We start from the raw sequence: 17,155 nt of genomic DNA on the forward strand, positions 1-17,155 counted from the left end.
TTTGGAGTGACTTAAATGCAATTAACTTTTTCTGTATATCGTTATAATCCAGATGTTGACGATGCACCACGCATGCAAGACTACTCACTGGATGTTGAAGAAGGTCAGGATATGATGGTTCTGGATGCGCTTATCGCGTTAAAGGAACAAGATCCTACGTTATCGTTTCGTCGTTCATGCCGCGAAGGCGTGTGTGGTTCCGACGGTATGAATATGAATGGTAAAAATGGTTTGGCCTGTATCACGCCGCTTTCTGCGCTTGGTAAGGGTAAAATTACCGTTCGTCCATTACCGGGTTTACCTGTGGTGCGTGATTTGGTGGTCGATATGACACAGTTCTACACCCAGTACGAAAAGATTAAGCCGTTTTTGATCAACGAAGGTAAAATGCCGCCCGCACGTGAGCATCTACAATCACCGGAAGAGCGCGCTAAATTAGATGGCTTGTATGAATGTATTCTATGTGCCTGTTGTTCTACCTCTTGTCCGTCATTCTGGTGGAATCCAGATAAGTTCATAGGTCCAGCAGGACTACTGCATGCCTATCGCTTCCTGATTGATAGCCGCGATACTGCGACAGAAGAACGTTTAAATGATTTAGACGATGCATTCAGCGTATTTCGTTGTCACGGTATTATGAACTGCGTTAGTGTGTGTCCTAAGGGACTCAACCCAACGAAAGCCATTGGCCATATTAAGTCAATGTTGCTGCAACGGGCTGTTTAGTTAGACTTTCTGACACACTGTAGTGACAGAATGCTTTGATATTAAATGGCCATCCATACGGATGGCTGTTTTGTTTAAAATAGTGAAGGTCGGTTATCTTCGGCTATTCATTAGCTATAATACGTTTAGATTACAGGTTCTTAACGAAAGGTAAGGCATAACAATGCAAGAAAGCGTAATGCAAGCGTGGTGGGATTCTTCTCATTTTGCTGGAGGCAATACCGCGTACGTCGAAGAGATGTACGAAGCCTACCTGGATGACCCGAATAGTGTCTCTGATGAATGGAAACAACTGTTCGATGGGTTACCCAAAGTAGATGGCGTTGAAATAGACGTCAATCACAGTCAAATCCGTGAACAATTTAAAGCGCTTGCAGCCCTCGGTCCTGCGGCTAAAGTCGCTGCAGCACCTGCTGCTAGTTCCGGCGGCGATGAAAAACAAGTTCGAGTTCTGCAATTAATTAATGCATATCGGTTTAGGGGGCATCAGCACGCTAACCTTGATCCTTTGTCATTATGGAAACAGCCTCGGGTGCGTGACCTGGAGTTGTCCCACCATGGCTTAACTGAAGCTGATTTCGATACAGTTTTTAACGTGGGCTCATACGCAATCGGTAAAGAGTCTATGAGTCTCGGTGAGCTATTCAAATCATTGAATCGAACTTACTGCGGCTCAATCGGCGCCGAATATATGCATATAACCGATACTGAGCAAAAGCGTTGGTTACAGCAAAAGATAGAATCTGTGCAAGCCAAGCCAGAGATCAGCCGTGAACAGAAGATCGGCATCCTGAAAGGTCTGGTTGCCGCTGATGGTATGGAAAAATACCTTGGGGCTAAATTCCCAGGCGCAAAACGCTTTTCATTGGAAGGTGGGGATAGCTTGATCCCAATGCTCAAGGGATTAATCACAGAAGCGGGTGCTTCTGGCACCAAAGAAGTGGTTATTGGGATGGCTCACCGTGGTCGTCTAAACGTGTTAGTCAATGTTCTTGGTAAGAATCCATCAGTGTTATTTGATGAGTTCTCTGGCAAGCATGATGATTCACTCGGTGCTGGTGACGTTAAATACCACGCAGGTTTCTCATCTGATTTTGCTACTCCCGGTGGCAACGTGCATTTAGCGTTGGCATTTAACCCCTCGCATTTAGAAATTGTAAATCCAGTAGTTATGGGTTCTGTTCGTGCGCGTTTAGAACGTCGTGGCAGTGTTGATGGTGCAGCCGTGTTACCAGTAACCATTCATGGGGATTCAGCAATTGCCGGGCAAGGGGTTGTGCAAGAAACCTTCAATATGTCGCAAACCCGCGGTTTTGCAGTGGGCGGCACGGTTCGCATTGTGGTCAATAACCAAGTCGGATTTACCACATCAAAAACAGAAGATACGCGTTCAACGCAATATTGTACCGATATTGCAAAGATGGTGCAGGCACCTATTTTCCACGTTAACTCAGACGATCCAGAAGCAGTATTGTTTGTGACTAAATTAGCGTTGGAATATCGCAACAAGTTCAAGCGTGATGTGATGATTGATTTGGTTTGTTATCGTCGTCATGGCCACAATGAAGCTGATGAGCCAAATGCGACGCAACCATTGATGTATCAGAAAATCAAGAAACACCCGGTACCGCGTCTGATTTATGCGGACCAGTTGACCGCAGAAGGCAGCGTCAAAGAACACGAAATTGAAAAGCTTGTGGACGAATACCGTGCTGCACTTGACCACGGTGCCTGCGTGGTTGAGGAGTGGCGTCCAATGACTGAACATTCAGTGGATTGGCGCCCTTATCTCGGACACGACTGGACAGTGCCTTACGACAAAGAAATCAGTAAGAGTAAACTGATGGAATTGGCTGAGCGACTTGTTGCAGTGCCCGATGATGTTAAGTTGCAGTCCCGAGTGAATAAACTGTATCAAGATCGAGCGCTCATGGCCGCGGGTGAAAAGCCACTCGATTGGGGTATGGCAGAAAACCTGGCGTATGCGTCAATAGTTGATTTGGGTACGGATATTCGTATTACGGGGCAAGACTCGGGGCGTGGAACCTTCTTCCATCGCCACGCGGTGTTGCACAATCAAAAAGATGCATCGACGTACATGCCCCTAAAAAATATTCGTGAAGGGCAGGGTAAAATTGATATTTATGATTCAGTCCTATCTGAAGAAGCGGTAATGGCATTCGAGTACGGATACGCCACGGCTGAACCAGGTTGCTTGACTATCTGGGAAGCGCAATTTGGTGATTTTGCGAATGGTGCTCAGGTAGTATTTGATCAGTTTTTGTCATCTGGTGAAGCGAAATGGGGCAGACTGTGTGGCTTGACTGTGTTGCTGCCGCACGGCTATGAGGGGCAGGGACCTGAACATAGCTCTGCACGACTCGAGCGGTTTTTGCAGCTGTGCGCCGATCATAACTGGCAAGTGTGTATTCCATCGACACCTGCGCAAGTGTTCAACATGTTACGCCGTCAAGCGATAAGACCAATGCGTAAGCCATTGATCGTAATGTCACCGAAGTCTTTATTGCGTCATCCGCTAGCCGTTTCGTCACTCGAAGAATTAAGTGATGGTATCTTCCACAATGTGATTGGTGAAATTGATGACATTGATGCCAAGAAGGTAAAACGCGTGGTGATGTGTTCTGGTAAAGTCTATTACGACTTGCTTGATCAACGTCGCAAGAATGAGCAAACGGACGTTGCAATCGTTCGTTTAGAACAACTGTATCCATTCCCAGCCGACGAGTGCGCTGAAGTACTCGCGGACTACAAGCATGTAAAAGACTGGGTGTGGTGTCAGGAGGAGCCGCAGAACCAAGGTGCGTGGTACAGTAGCCAACACCACTTCTGGCAAGCGATCCCTGATGGTGCAAAATTACGTTACGCCGGTCGAGATGCGTCTGCTTCTCCAGCGGTAGGTTATGTTTCAGTTCACAACCAACAACAAAAAGCGTTGGTTGATGACGCTCTTACAATTAAGTAAAGGAACCCCAAATGACAATCGAGATAAAAGTTCCAGTATTACCAGAGTCGGTTGCCGACGCGACGATTGCCACCTGGCACGTAAAAGCTGGCGAGTCAGTGAAACGCGACCAGAATTTGGTAGATATTGAAACCGATAAGGTTGTACTAGAAGTTGTCGCGCCAGAAGATGGCGTCATTGGTGAAATCCTAAATGAAGAAGGTGCCACCGTATTGGGCGAGCAAGTTATTGCAAAGCTAGAGAAAGGCGCTGGCGGCACTGCCAAATCTGGCGGTGATAGTGCTGTGGAGAAAACCGAAAAGAAAGCCGACGCAGCGCCTTCAGGCGCTGGCAAAGAGGTCGAAATTAAAGTTCCGGTCTTACCAGAGTCAGTAGCCGACGCGACAGTTGCTACATGGCACGCTAAAGCGGGTGACACCGTGTCGCGTGACCAGAACTTGGTCGACATCGAAACCGACAAGGTTGTGTTAGAAGTTGTAGCGCCTAATGATGGTGTGTTAGCTGAAATTCTTGCCGAAGAGGGCGCTACGGTAACCGCTGAAGAAGTCATCGCTAAATTCACCGAAGGAGCATCATCTGGCGCAAGCGCCAAGTCTGAAGCGCCAGCTGCTGAAGGCTCTGACGATGACAGCGACAGCGATGTGTTAAGTCCTTCTGTACGTCGTTTGCTTGCCGAAAAAGGCATTGATTCCGCAAAAGTGAAAGGTACAGGTAAAGGCGGGCGTATCACTAAAGAAGATGTTGAGCAGTATCTGAAATCTGGTGATTCAGCGGCTCCAGCTAAGGCTGATTCATCGGCTGCCCCAGCAGCACCTATGGGTGAGCGCACAGAGAAGCGTGTACCGATGACTCGTTTACGTAAAACTATTGCGAACCGCTTGTTAGAGGCAAAAAATTCAACGGCAATGTTGACGACCTTCAACGAAGTCAACATGAAGCCAATTATGGATTTACGCAAGCAGTACCAAGACAGCTTTGAAAAGCGTCATGGTATACGTTTAGGCTTTATGTCGTTTTATGTTAAGGCGGTTACCGAAGCGCTCAAACGTTTCCCAGAAGTTAATGCGTCGATCGATGGCGATGACATTGTGTATCATAACTACTTTGACATCTCGATAGCAGTATCAACGCCACGCGGCCTGGTAACTCCAGTATTAAAAGACACCGACATGCTTGGCATGGCAGGCGTTGAAAAAGGGATTAAGGAACTCGCTCTTAAAGGCCGTGATGGCAAGTTGTCAATGGCAGAACTTCAGGGTGGAAACTTCACCATCACTAACGGTGGTGTGTTTGGGTCATTGATGTCAACGCCGATTATTAACCCGCCACAAAGTGCGATTTTGGGAATGCATAAAATCCAGGATCGTCCAATGGCAGTAAATGGTAAAGTTGAGATTCTGCCAATGATGTATCTCGCCTTGTCCTACGATCACCGTATCATTGATGGCAAGGAATCGGTTGGATTCTTGGTTACTGTTAAGGAAATGTTGGAAGATCCAACGCGTCTATTATTGGATGTGTAAGACTTTAGTATAAAACATGACCAGACAGGTGATACTTTTTTAGCTATCACCTGTCACATCGCCCGCAATTTGACTATAATACGGGCGCCTAAAAAATAGGTCGCGTTAAGCGGCTTTTCTTTTAAATAAAACATCGGATAAAACACCATGAATTTGCATGAATATCAGGGTAAACAATTATTCAGAGAATACGGTTTACCGGTATCTGAAGGGTACGCTGCCGATACACCACAAGGCGCAGTTGAAGCTGCCGACCGTATTGGTGGATCAGAGTGGGTTGTAAAGTGTCAGGTACATGCTGGCGGTCGCGGTAAAGCGGGCGGCGTGAAGCTAGTGAAAACCAAAGACGAAATTAAAGCGTTTGCGCAAAACTGGTTAGGCAAAAACTTGGTGACCTATCAAACAGATGAAAATGGTCAGCCAGTTAGCCGTATCCTTGTTGAATCATGCACTGATATTGATCAGGAATTGTATCTAGGTGCTGTTGTCGATCGTGCGTCACGCAGTATCGTATTCATGGCATCTACTGAAGGTGGTGTGGAAATTGAGAAAGTTGCTGAAGAAACACCAGAAAAGATTTTGAAAGCAGCGATTGATCCGTTAGTCGGTGCACAGCCTTACCAGGCACGTGAAATTGCCTTTAAATTGGGTTTGAATCCAACTCAAGTACGTCAGTTCACTAAGATTTTCCTAGGTTTGGCAAAAATGTTTGAAGACCTAGACGTAGCGCTGATTGAAATTAACCCGTTGGTTATTAAGAAAGGTGGCGACCTACATTGTCTAGACGCTAAAGTAGCGATTGATAGCAATGCACTTTATCGCCAGCCAAAGCTACAGGACATGCACGATCCATCACAAGAAGATGCGCGTGAAGCCCAAGCGGCACAGTGGGAACTTAACTACGTAGCACTTGATGGCAACATCGGTTGTATGGTTAATGGCGCTGGTTTAGCGATGGGAACTATGGATATCGTTAAATTGCACGGTGGCTCGCCAGCAAACTTCCTTGATGTTGGTGGCGGTGCGACCAAAGAGCGTGTTACTGAAGCATTCAAAATCATCCTTTCTGATGACAACGTAAAAGCCGTTTTAGTTAACATTTTTGGCGGTATCGTGCGCTGCGACATGATTGCAGAAGGCATTATCGGTGCTGTTGAAGAAGTTGGTGTCAACGTACCTGTAGTTGTTCGCCTTGAAGGTAATAACGCTGATTTAGGTGCGAAAAAGCTGGAAGAGTGTGAGCTTAATATCATCGCGGCAGCAAGTTTGACCGATGCAGCGCAGAAAGTGGTTGCAGCAGCAGGAGGTGCGGCATGAGCGTACTAATCAATAAAGATACTAAAGTAATCTGCCAAGGTTTTACTGGTGGCCAGGGAACTTTTCATTCAGAACAAGCACTTGCGTATGGTACGCAAATGGTCGGTGGGGTAACTCCTGGTAAAGGCGGCACTGAGCATCTTGGCCTGCCAGTATTTAACACTGTACGTGAAGCTGTAGAGGCGACTGGTGCAACTGCGTCTGTGATCTACGTACCTGCACCTTTCTGTAAGGACTCAATCATCGAGGCTGCTGATGCTGGTATCGAATTGATTGTGTGTATTACCGAAGGTATTCCTACATTGGATATGCTGTACGTTAAAGAATACATCACACACAAAGGTGTGCGCATGATAGGTCCAAACTGCCCGGGTGTTATCACGCCAGACGAGTGTAAGATTGGCATCATGCCTGGTCATATTCACAAAGCCGGTAAAGTTGGTATCGTTTCACGCTCAGGTACATTGACCTATGAAGCGGTGAAGCAAACGACCGACGAAGGCTTTGGTCAGTCAACGTGTGTTGGTATCGGTGGTGACCCAATTCCTGGCTCTAACTTTATCGACATCTTGAAATTGTTCCAAGAAGATCCAGCGACTGAAGCGATTGTTATGATCGGTGAAATCGGTGGTTCAGCTGAAGAAGAAGCGGCAGCGTTTATTAAAGATAATGTAACGAAACCTGTGGTTTCTTACATTGCAGGTGTAACTGCACCTGCCGGTAAGCGCATGGGCCATGCTGGCGCAATCATTGCTGGCGGTAAGGGCACTGCGGATGAAAAATTCGCAGCGCTTGAAGCAGCTGGTGTTAAGACTGTTCGTTCACTTGCCGACATCGGCGCTGCATTGCGTGAAGCAACTGGCTGGTAACAACGGTTATATCTATTTGAAAAAGCCCGCACATTAGCGGGCTTTTTTATTGTTTGCGTGAAGCGCTTCTGCGCAAATATAACCATTCCTTTTATTTATCCTATTTCCACTCTTATTAATATTCCACGCCCACAAAAAACCATAAATAGGATGATTTATTTATGCATAAATTCCCCAAGTGTTAGTTTTATGAGTAGAGTTTAATTTCACTGAAATTTTGTAAAGCCATGAAAAATATACAATAAAATATATAACTGTTAACTTTATGTAATAAAATTTCACTGAATACGTATGCATACAATTGTGATGTTAACAATTTATTCATAACATCCCTGCTGAATTTTAATAGCTGAAAAAGTGACCGCAATAAAAATTCACTCGCGGTGTTAAGCACGTTTCAGCTAATTCACATACAGGAACGGGACACATATGACGCATTTCAAACCAAATTTAATCAAGGCGGCGCTTATTTCGAGTGGTTTCGCCTTCGGTGCTGGGCAGGCAGTTGCTCAGGAAGACCAAACACAAGCTGAACAACCGGACTACGAAGTCATTCAGGTTTCAGGTATTCGCGGCAGTTTACAACGCGCTCAAGCCATCAAAATGGACAATACGTCAATTGTTGAAGCATTGTCAGCGGAAGATATTGGTAAATTGCCTGATACCAGTATTGCTGAATCACTTGCGCGTCTGCCGGGCCTAGCGGGTGAACGTCGTGACGGTCGAACCAGTGGTTTATCCGTTCGTGGTTTTAACGAAAACTACATTGGTACTTCGTTGAATGGTCGCGAATTGCTCGGTATGGGCGACAACCGTGGCGTAGAGTTTGACCTTTACCCTTCAGAAATCATTGCCAACGTACTGGTTTATAAGACGCCAGATGCGTCACTTCAAGCACAAGGCATTGGTGGCACAGTTGATCTGCAAACCGTAAGCCCGCTAGGTAAAGATCGTACCATCACTTTTAACGGTTTACTTGAGCAAAATGGCAAGGACTCAGCGAACCCTGACTTTGATGATCAAGGTCACCGATTCTCATTGAACTATGTAGATAGTTTCAATGATGACACCTTAGGTGTTGCGCTAACGATTGCCTCGATGGAATCACCGAGTCAGGAAGATCAGTTCCGCGGTTGGGGCTATACCAACGCTAACCCAGACAAAGCGGCACCGGGTGTGACTGTACCTGAAGGCACACAAATTTTAGGCGGACACGATTCTTTTGTACGCTCTGCCATGATGGAAAGAAATTCTTTGGCGGGTGTTATCGAGTGGGCGCCAAGTGATGCACTTACCGTTAAATTAGACGCACTGTATATTGACTTCCAAGAAGACAAAGTTTTCCGTGGTATCGAAGAAGGTGGTGCAGAGTGGGGAACCCAGAACTATACAATTACTGAAGTGCAAAATGGATTTGTAACTGCGGGTACATTTGCTGACTTCTTCTCAGTGATCCGTAACGATGCAGAAAGCAAAGAAGCTGAATTAACGACCTTTGGCTTAAACGTTGAATACGTCATTGATGAAAATTGGGTTGCCGAGTTTGATTTCTCAACAGGTGACGTTGAGAAAACCATCACGAATATTGAAAGCTATTCTGGTGTTGGACGTGCTGGCCTTGATGGACGTCCAGCAATTGCGCGTTCGTGGACAATGACACCGCAAGGCGCCGTGTATGGTGACCACCCATCACTGCCTACCTTGGATTATACTGATCCAAGCTTGATCCGCCTGGCAGGCCCGCAAGCATGGGGTAATCCATTGTTCGGCAGCGATTCACAAGATGGTTTCGTTAACCAACCAGTATTTGATGAGTCTTTAGATTCATTCCGAGCACAACTTGACGGTTACGTTGAATATGGCGTGATTACAGGCGTTGAAGCTGGAGTGATTTATTCTGACCGCAGCAAAACTAAGATTAATAACGGTGCATATTTAACCGCACCTGAATACCCTGCGGACGGACCAATTCCAAATGTATTGGGTGTTGCTAATCTTGATTTCATCGGCATCAACGGTGTATTGGCCTATGACGCATTGGGCTTATTTAACAGTGGTTACTACATCTCTAACGACGCGGGTTTGGTGCAAAACGACCGCTTGGGTGATACCTATAAAGTCGAAGAAGAGCTACTGACCGTATATACCAAGTTCGATCTTGAAGCAGAAATTGGCGACACCTATTTACGTGGTAACTTCGGCGTACAGATTGTTGATGTTGACCAAAGCAGTTCTGGTTTTAGTACTACTACAAATGCGAATGGTTTTACCGAGGCTGTTGCCGTTGAAGGCGGTGCAGACTATACCAGCGTGCTTCCTAGCTTAAACTTGAGTTTGGAAGTTGCTGAGCAGCAGTTTGTGCGCATGGCTATGAGCCGTGTAGAGAGTCGCCCGCGTATGGACGATATGCGTCCTAACGCGCAAGTAAGCTTTGCGTTCAATGACAATCAAATCACTAATCCAAATCCGCAAAATGGACCTTGGAGCGGTAGCGCGGGTAACCCAGGTCTACGCCCGTTGGCAGCGAATCAGTTTGACTTAAGCTATGAAAACTACTTTGCAGATTCTGGCTTCTTTGCCGTTGCTTTCTTCCTTAAGGATTTGCGTAACTGGCACCGTGACTCTAGCTTATTGGCAGACTTTGAGTCGGTTTACATTCCTGGCTTCCACCAAGGTTCAGAAGGGCAAACTCCAGCGACCTTCCTAGGTTTGGTCAGCGCGAAAGAAGATGGACTTACAGGTACAGTTCAGGGATGGGAAATTCAAGCCAGTGTGCCTTTTGATGTGTTCCATGAGAGCCTTGAAGGTTTTGGTATGTTTGCCAGTGCGACTTTCATGAATGGTCACTTAAATGATGGTACAAATATCCCAGGCCTCTCAGATGAAGGTTATCAATTAACTGCATTCTACGAAAAAGCCGGATTTGAATTCCGTGTATCGGGTCGTAAACGGTCAGAATTCAATACTGAAACGCGTGGTTTGAGCTTGTCATTGGTTGAGACTTTCGACCAAGGCGGCGAGCTTTGGGACGCCCAAATTGCCTACGATTTCAGTGAGTCAGGTATTGATGTGCTTGATGGCTTGCGCATAACGTTGCAAGGCCAAAATCTGACGGATGAAGATACCTTGCAAACCAATGCTGATTCTAGAGAAGTCACGCGCTATCAATCATTTGGTCGCAACTTCTTATTAGGCTTCAATTACACGTTCTAACCCTGGACGAGGGTCGCAGCCCGTACCGTGTTTCCGCGGGTTGCGATTTTTCAAATTTTTGGATAAAACCACTTAGTGATAAGTGGTTTTTTTATAGAGTGAATGATGCAGCCAATTAAAACGCTCGTGATCTTGGGAGGCGGCACCGCTGGTTGGATGTCTGCTGCGTTGATCAAAAAGATTATTGGCCCTGCGGTCGAAATCGTACTGATAGAGTCCGCTGAAATAGGCACTGTTGGCGTTGGTGAAGCCACCATCCCGCCTATTCGTCTCGTCAATCAAATGCTTGGAATTCAAGAGCAAGATTTTGTCAGAGAAACTAAAGCGACGTCTAAATTAGCCATTCGTTTTGAAAACTGGTTGAATCCAGGTGCGCAGTATTACCATACCTTCGGTGCGCCAGGTAAAAGTATGGCTTTTTGTCATTTTCACCATTTCTGGCAACGCGCTAATCAATTAGGTCATCAAAGTAACCTGTGGGAATACGATTTAAATTACTTAGCTGCAGAGGCGGGTAAGTTTGCACAAATAAACAGTAAAGACCCGATTATTGAATTACCTTTTGCCTATCACTTTGACGCAGGTTTGTATGCACAGTATTTACGTAAGCTTAGTGAAGGAATGGGCGTTAAGCGGCAAGAGGGTATGGTCGAAAGGGTTGTAAGCGCTGACAATGGTGATATTTCTGCACTACAGCTTAAAAATGGTGATGTTATCGCAGGGGACTTTTTTATCGACTGCTCCGGCTTTAAAGGACTGCTCATCCAGCAAACATTAGGCGTAGGGTACGATGATTGGAGTCACTATTTACCTTGTGATAGTGCGTTAGCAGTACCTTCGGAACGTCATGAGATAACCGCGCCATACACGCGTTCCATTGCCCAACGGGCAGGCTGGCAATGGCGGATCCCGTTACAACATCGCAATGGCAATGGGCATGTGTTTTGTAGCCGATTTATGTCGGTCGATGAAGCGACCCATGTGTTGATGTCAAACCTTAATACTCAGCCGCTAGGTGAACCTAAACTGATTACATTCACAACGGGACGGCGGCGTAAACAATGGTATAAAAACGTTTTGGCCGTGGGTTTATCGAGTGGCTTTTTAGAACCCTTGGAATCGACCAGCATCCACTTGATCCAATCGGCGATTGTGCGTTTTGTGCAGTTGTTCCCGCACCAGCAGGTCGCCCCATCCGCGGTAGCTGAGTATAACCAACAATCAGAGTTGGAGTTTACCCAGATCCGTGATTTCCTGATTTTGCACTATGTGTTAAATAACCGCCAAGGCGAGCCATTTTGGGATAGAATGCGACAGCTTGAAATCCCTGAATCTTTACAGCATAAGATGGACTTGTTTGCACAAACAGGGAAGCTCTTTCGCGAAGCCAATGATTTATTTTTGGAAAGCTCCTGGTTGCAAGTGATGCTTGGGCAGGGGATGATACCTAAAGATTATCACCCCATGGCGAACAATATGTCAGAACAGCAACTCATTTCTATGCTCGAGTCGGTGCGCCAAATAAAGCGTGATCCATTGGCAAAGTTACCACTGCATGATGAATACCTCACTAATCTGTGCGGTCTAAATTGAGTGAATGACCAATGACTAAGTCGATTGTCATAATTGGTGGAGGCACGGCGGGTTGGATGGCTGCGCATTTGTTTGTACGTAAAGTACCTGATGCGAAAGTCACCTTAGTTGAGTCAGACACAATCGGGATCGTTGGTGTTGGCGAAGGTTCAACGCCAACCTTGAAACGGTTTTTCGATATTTGTGAGATTCCTGAGGCAGAATGGATGCCACGCTGCAATGCAACCTATAAAGTAAACATTCGCTTTAATGGATGGAGTCCCGAGTCTGGTATTAAGAATTATAGCCACCCCTTTATCAGTCAAGTGGATACGTTCACCGAGCGTGCATTTGAAGTCAATTGCCGCACTCGGCGTTTAGGGCTCGCTACAACAACTGCCCCGGAAAAATTTTTGCTTAACGGGGTCCTTGCGGCACAGAATAAAGCGCCCATTACACCGCCAAGTTTTCCCTTCCGGATGGAATATGGCTATCACTTCGATGCTTATTTGTTAGGGCAGTTTTTAGCAGAAAGGGCACACTTGTGTGGTGTTGAACACATTATTGGCGATGTTGTAGCGGTTAATCCCCACCCTAATGGTGCGATTGCAGATGTGCAGCTGAGCGATGGCAGAAATGTCGGCGCTGATCTGTTTGTCGACTGTACCGGATTTGCATCAATATTGATGCAAAAAACATTAAAAGTGCCGTTTCAGTCATTTGGCGACAACCTATTTAATAATGCGGCGGTTGTACTACCGACAGCTGCTGCAAAGATTATTCCCGTTGAGACTACCTCAACCGCATTGTCTAACGGATGGTGTTGGTCGATCCCGCTAACTAATCGCACGGGTAATGGTTATGTGTATAGCGATAAATACCTGTCAGCTGACGCTGCCGAGACTGAACTGCGTCAACACCTAAAGGTGCCTGATGATGTCGTCGCCAGACATCTTAAGATGCAGGTAGGGCAGTTGCAGCAGCATTGGGTTCATAACTGCTTAGGTTTAGGCTTGTCACAAGGATTTATTGAACCTCTAGAAGCCACGGCTCTGCATCTAGTGCAGGTCTGTGTTGAAATGTTTATTGATAAGTGGCGCGAAGGTAATTTTAGCGAGCGCTACCAAGCTGACTTTAATCAATTGATGCACGATCGTTTTGAGCGCGTGCGCGATTACATTGTGGCTCACTATAAACTGAATACTCGGGATGACAGCGATTATTGGCGCGCTAATCGAGCAAACATGCATTTTTCAGATTCACTGGGACATTTATTAGATGTCTGGTTTAAACGTGGAGACTTACGCGAAGAAATCCAGCGTCAAAACCTCGAAAGTCACTTTGGTTCAATTTCTTGGCACTGTTTACTTTCGGGTTACGGCGCTTATCCGCCACTAGCGGCTGAGCAGCCGGGTAAAGGTGACTTGTATGTCGAAAAAGACATTGCTCGGTTTTTAAATGGTTGTGCGCTAAATTTCTCCTCCCATGCTGATACTCTCGCTGAGCTTTGCTAACCAAGCGATCTAGTTTTCTTAATAATCACTGTTTTCACTTTGTTAACATCTCTTGATGTAGAACCCAGTTCCGCTAACTTTCCATCAACAAACCTCTGGTCCAGCTCTTGGGGTATGCGCTTAACCTTCATTAAAATCATATGGTTAGTCAAAACTTGGTTGCACGAAGCGTGTAAATTAATTGTAAAAAACTGTAATTGAATACGTATGCAGTTCATTGTTTGACCACAGGGCGAGGGTTAATATTACTTAGATTACTACAATTAGGTCAGCGTCTAAGTTGTGCATTTATGTGCTGATTGCGACCTATTACACAACTGCAATGGGACAACACATGCAAAAATTCAAACCCAGTTTGATCACCGCAGCGCTTGTTGCCAGTGGATTAGCGTTTGCCAGTCAGCCGCTATATGCACAGGAAGCTGAAAGCCCAGAGGTGCCAGAAGAAGAGACAATTGAACGTATTGAAGTCCGAGGCTTCAGTACCAGTTTGATCCAGTCACTGAACCAAAAACGATTTGGCGATACGGTGTCTGAACAGTTATCTGCCGATGACCTTGGTGGTTTACCCGATGTATCCATGGCCGATGCATTGACACGTTTGCCCGGTATATCCGCGGTGCGTACCGGGGGGCAGGCTGCCGAGATTAATATCCGTGGTCTTTCTGGTGGGTTTGTATTTTCAACGTTGAATGGTCGCGAACAGGTCTCCACGAGTGGTACACGTTCGATTGAGTTTGACCAATACCCGTCAGAATTGATTAATTCTGCTGCGGTTTACAAATCACCGAAAGCCTCACTTGTTGAAGGTGGTGTTGCCGGTACCGTTGAATTGCGCACTGCTAGTCCATTGTCGATTGATGAGCAACATAAATTTAATGCTAATTTGCGCGGTATGTACAATGACCGGGCGGATGAAATTCCTGATGGAGAAGAGTTTGGTCATCGCTTGAGTTTCTCCTATCAAGGAAAATTCATGGACGATACTCTCGGCGTGGCACTCGGTTATGCGCGTTTGTATCAACCCAGTGTATCTACCCAGTTTATTGGCCTCGCGTATAATGCAGTAACAGACGTTGATGGTATTTATTCTAATTCAGAGTGTGCGCAAGATGCTATTGCACCAGAGTGTGAGCTCATCTCTGAAGGTTTTGAAATGCAACACAAAGGCGGTGAAGAGACCCGTGACGGTTACATCGCAGCCATCGAATGGGCGCCGACAAACAATTTTACTTTAAAAGCTGACGCCTTCGTTTCGAAATTCGATTCTGAAGCTTTCGCACGTGGTTTTCGTGTGAAGCTGGGTGGCGTTAATACCTCTATTACCAATCCAGTGGTTGTTAATCGCAGTGTCGTGGGGGGCACTTTTACACGTACGGCGGACAGTTTTACCCGGGTAGAGTTGGTTAATGATGATAACCAAGATTTTGACCAGGTTGAAAGTTACGGAATAAACCTCGATTGGGATATTAATGACAACTGGTCAGCACAGTTTGATATCTCATTGTCAAAGGCGGAAAGTGATTTTAGAAACGGTTTGTTATGGTCTCTCGTTGGTGAAGATGCCAATGCAGCCAATCCGCGTTTTGATGAGAACATTTCGATTTCTTATCAACTCAACGGTTTAGACTTGCCTGATTTAGCGTTTAATCAAACCCCGTTGTTTACTGATTTAGACCGAGTAATGGTCAGTAAGTACGGTATTTATCCATTCCAAAATGATGATGAACTTGACGCATACCGTTTAGACTTCCAGTACGCACTGTATGATTTACCATTTTCCAGTATTGAATTCGGCGCGCGCTATTCTGATCGTGAGTACAGCAATGACCGCTCTGTATTTGAATACGGTAACGATTCGGCATTTTCGGCAAGCCAACCGCCCTTACGTTTGACTCAGGATATGGTCGAAATCGTTAACTGGCAGGGTGATTTTGGGTATTTCCCAAATTATCTAGCCATCGATTTGGACGCAGCACTTAATGCATGGTTCCCAGGCGGTATTCCACAGCCGCAACAAACCTGGGGCCCAGGTGCGGCAGGTGTCATCAATGGTCCAGGCACAGGCCCATCAACCGCTTGGTCTGTGCAAGAGAGCGGTGACGTTTTTGAAACGGTAAATGCAGCTTACCTGATGGCCAATATTGATACTGAAATTGGCGATATACCGGTTACTGGTAACGTTGGTGTGCGTTATGTTCGTTCAAAACAAGCATCAACAACCTTGCAACGCGCGACGCGGTTTATCGAAGATCCCGTATCAGGAACGTCTGTGGAAGTTAGTGATCCAACGCAAGGTGCGCAAAACATTACTGATGAAGCGGGTTTGATTAATAACTTCTATCGGCCAGCGGTAATTTCGCACGAGTACTCAGATCTACTCCCCAGTATTAACCTAAATTTTGCCATAACGGATTCGTCGCAATTACGTGTAGCGGCCGCCAAAGTGATGGGCAGGGCACCGATCAACCGGTTTGCTGCGAATGCATCGACTTCGGTAGAAACGGTAACCGCAGTGCAAGATCGTGATAGTGGTGAAGTGACGATTTCAACACCAACAGCACGTATTAATGGTTCGGCGCGAAATAGCCCGTATCTTGAGCCCTTTTATGCGACTCAATATGACATTTCTTATGAGTACTATTTCCAAGACACTGATGGCGCCTTTATCGCGGCGGCGTTCTACAAGGATATAGAGTCATTTATAGAAAATATTGCTACTGAACCGTATGACTTTGAAGGTAACGGTTTTATCGTTCCAGATTCAATCCAAGTTCCGGTTTTCTTAGAGCCAGAATTTGATGGCCAAGAACCCGAACTTGCATTAGATGCAAACGGTGATCCTGTATTTGTCACAGTCCCAACTGAAAATGGTCGTTATGAAACGGCGGTAAACAACGCTGAAGGTGGTTATATTCGTGGCCTTGAATTTGCGTACACGCAAATCTACAGCATGTTACCGGGTCTATGGTCTGGGCTAGGTATGAATGCCAGCTATTCCTTTACCGAAAGTGAGATTTCATTGACTACCGGTAATGGTGTGTTCGCTAGCAGTTTGCCTGGTCTTTCAGAAAACGTGGCCCAGGTTACTTTGTTCTGGGAATACGAAGGGTTTGAAACGCGCATCAGCGGTCGCTATCGGGATCAGTTTGTATCGGAGCAGGTCGCCGTTAATGATCAAACCGTTAACTTCGACTCTGAAATGGTTGTTGATTATCAAGCCTCTTATGAAATCAATGACAACATGAGCGTGCTGTTTCAAATCAATAACCTGACTGACGAGCCAACCAAGAGTTACTTCAGCTCGCCAGAGCAGACCGGCACGATCCAGTTCTTTGGAACGCAGTACTTCTTAGGGTTGACGTATTCACTATGATAAATCGACTAAAAAATAACAGTGAATCTGTCACCAAAAATTTAAGCGTAACATTGGAGCAA

Annotated in this window: 9 protein-coding genes; all 9 read left to right on the top strand. The window is 45.9% G+C overall.

The genetic code is table 11. From position 1 onward, the window contains the following. Window positions 1-15 precede the first annotated feature (15 nt). A complete protein-coding gene (locus tag AC121Z_RS07505; RefSeq protein ID WP_498127801.1) occupies window positions 16-726 on the top strand; it encodes a succinate dehydrogenase iron-sulfur subunit in 711 nt (236 codons plus the stop codon). A gap of 163 nt (window positions 727-889) precedes the next feature. Next, on the top strand, window positions 890-3,709 hold the full coding sequence (locus AC121Z_RS07510) for a 2-oxoglutarate dehydrogenase E1 component (protein ID WP_498127803.1): 2,820 nt from the start codon (window positions 890-892) through the stop codon (window positions 3,707-3,709). Window positions 3,710-3,720: 11 nt separating this feature from the next. Further along, window positions 3,721-5,232: a 2-oxoglutarate dehydrogenase complex dihydrolipoyllysine-residue succinyltransferase gene (gene odhB / locus AC121Z_RS07515; RefSeq protein ID WP_498127804.1), complete on the top strand. Its 1,512-nt coding sequence runs from the start codon at window positions 3,721-3,723 to the stop codon at window positions 5,230-5,232. 147 nt (window positions 5,233-5,379) lie between these two features. After that, window positions 5,380-6,549: an ADP-forming succinate--CoA ligase subunit beta gene (gene sucC, locus AC121Z_RS07520; protein WP_498127806.1), complete on the top strand. Its 1,170-nt coding sequence runs from the start codon at window positions 5,380-5,382 to the stop codon at window positions 6,547-6,549. Continuing rightward, complete coding sequence (gene sucD, locus AC121Z_RS07525; RefSeq protein WP_498127807.1) at window positions 6,546-7,418, top strand: succinate--CoA ligase subunit alpha; 873 nt, start codon at window positions 6,546-6,548, stop codon at window positions 7,416-7,418. The genes sucC and sucD overlap by 4 nt, the downstream gene beginning before the upstream one ends. A 429-nt stretch (window positions 7,419-7,847) precedes the next feature. Next, window positions 7,848-10,631 (top strand): TonB-dependent receptor, encoded by a 2,784-nt coding sequence (locus tag AC121Z_RS07530; RefSeq protein ID WP_498127808.1) that lies wholly within the window; start codon window positions 7,848-7,850, stop codon window positions 10,629-10,631. A 102-nt stretch (window positions 10,632-10,733) separates the two neighbouring features. Then, entirely contained in the window at window positions 10,734-12,224 is a 1,491-nt protein-coding gene (locus AC121Z_RS07535; RefSeq protein WP_498127809.1) for a tryptophan halogenase family protein, read from the top strand. Window positions 12,225-12,235: 11 nt separating this feature from the next. Beyond that, the gene (locus AC121Z_RS07540; protein ID WP_498127810.1) at window positions 12,236-13,717 is read left to right on the top strand and encodes a tryptophan halogenase family protein; all 1,482 of its coding nucleotides are present in this window, start codon (window positions 12,236-12,238) and stop codon (window positions 13,715-13,717) included. A 334-nt stretch (window positions 13,718-14,051) separates the two neighbouring features. Beyond that, window positions 14,052-17,093, top strand: coding sequence for a TonB-dependent receptor (locus tag AC121Z_RS07545; RefSeq protein ID WP_498127811.1), 3,042 nt, complete (start codon window positions 14,052-14,054; stop codon window positions 17,091-17,093). Window positions 17,094-17,155: the final 62 nt, after the last annotated feature.

The sequence above is a fragment of the Alteromonas sp. DYW1 genome (genome assembly GCF_059752595.1).

Excerpts from the sequence above, each read along its gene's own strand:
- AC121Z_RS07545 (WP_498127811.1), top strand. The coding sequence starts at position 14,052 with ATGCAAAAATTCAAACCCAGTTTGATCACCGCAGCGCTTGTTGCCAGT.
- sucD (WP_498127807.1), top strand. The coding sequence starts at position 6,546 with ATGAGCGTACTAATCAATAAAGATACTAAAGTAATCTGCCAAGGTTTT.
- odhB (WP_498127804.1), top strand. The coding sequence starts at position 3,721 with ATGACAATCGAGATAAAAGTTCCAGTATTACCAGAGTCGGTTGCCGAC.
- AC121Z_RS07505 (WP_498127801.1), top strand. The coding sequence starts at position 16 with ATGCAATTAACTTTTTCTGTATATCGTTATAATCCAGATGTTGACGAT.
- sucC (WP_498127806.1), top strand. The coding sequence starts at position 5,380 with ATGAATTTGCATGAATATCAGGGTAAACAATTATTCAGAGAATACGGT.
- AC121Z_RS07510 (WP_498127803.1), top strand. The coding sequence starts at position 890 with ATGCAAGAAAGCGTAATGCAAGCGTGGTGGGATTCTTCTCATTTTGCT.
- AC121Z_RS07530 (WP_498127808.1), top strand. The coding sequence starts at position 7,848 with ATGACGCATTTCAAACCAAATTTAATCAAGGCGGCGCTTATTTCGAGT.
- AC121Z_RS07535 (WP_498127809.1), top strand. The coding sequence starts at position 10,734 with ATGATGCAGCCAATTAAAACGCTCGTGATCTTGGGAGGCGGCACCGCT.
- AC121Z_RS07540 (WP_498127810.1), top strand. The coding sequence starts at position 12,236 with ATGACTAAGTCGATTGTCATAATTGGTGGAGGCACGGCGGGTTGGATG.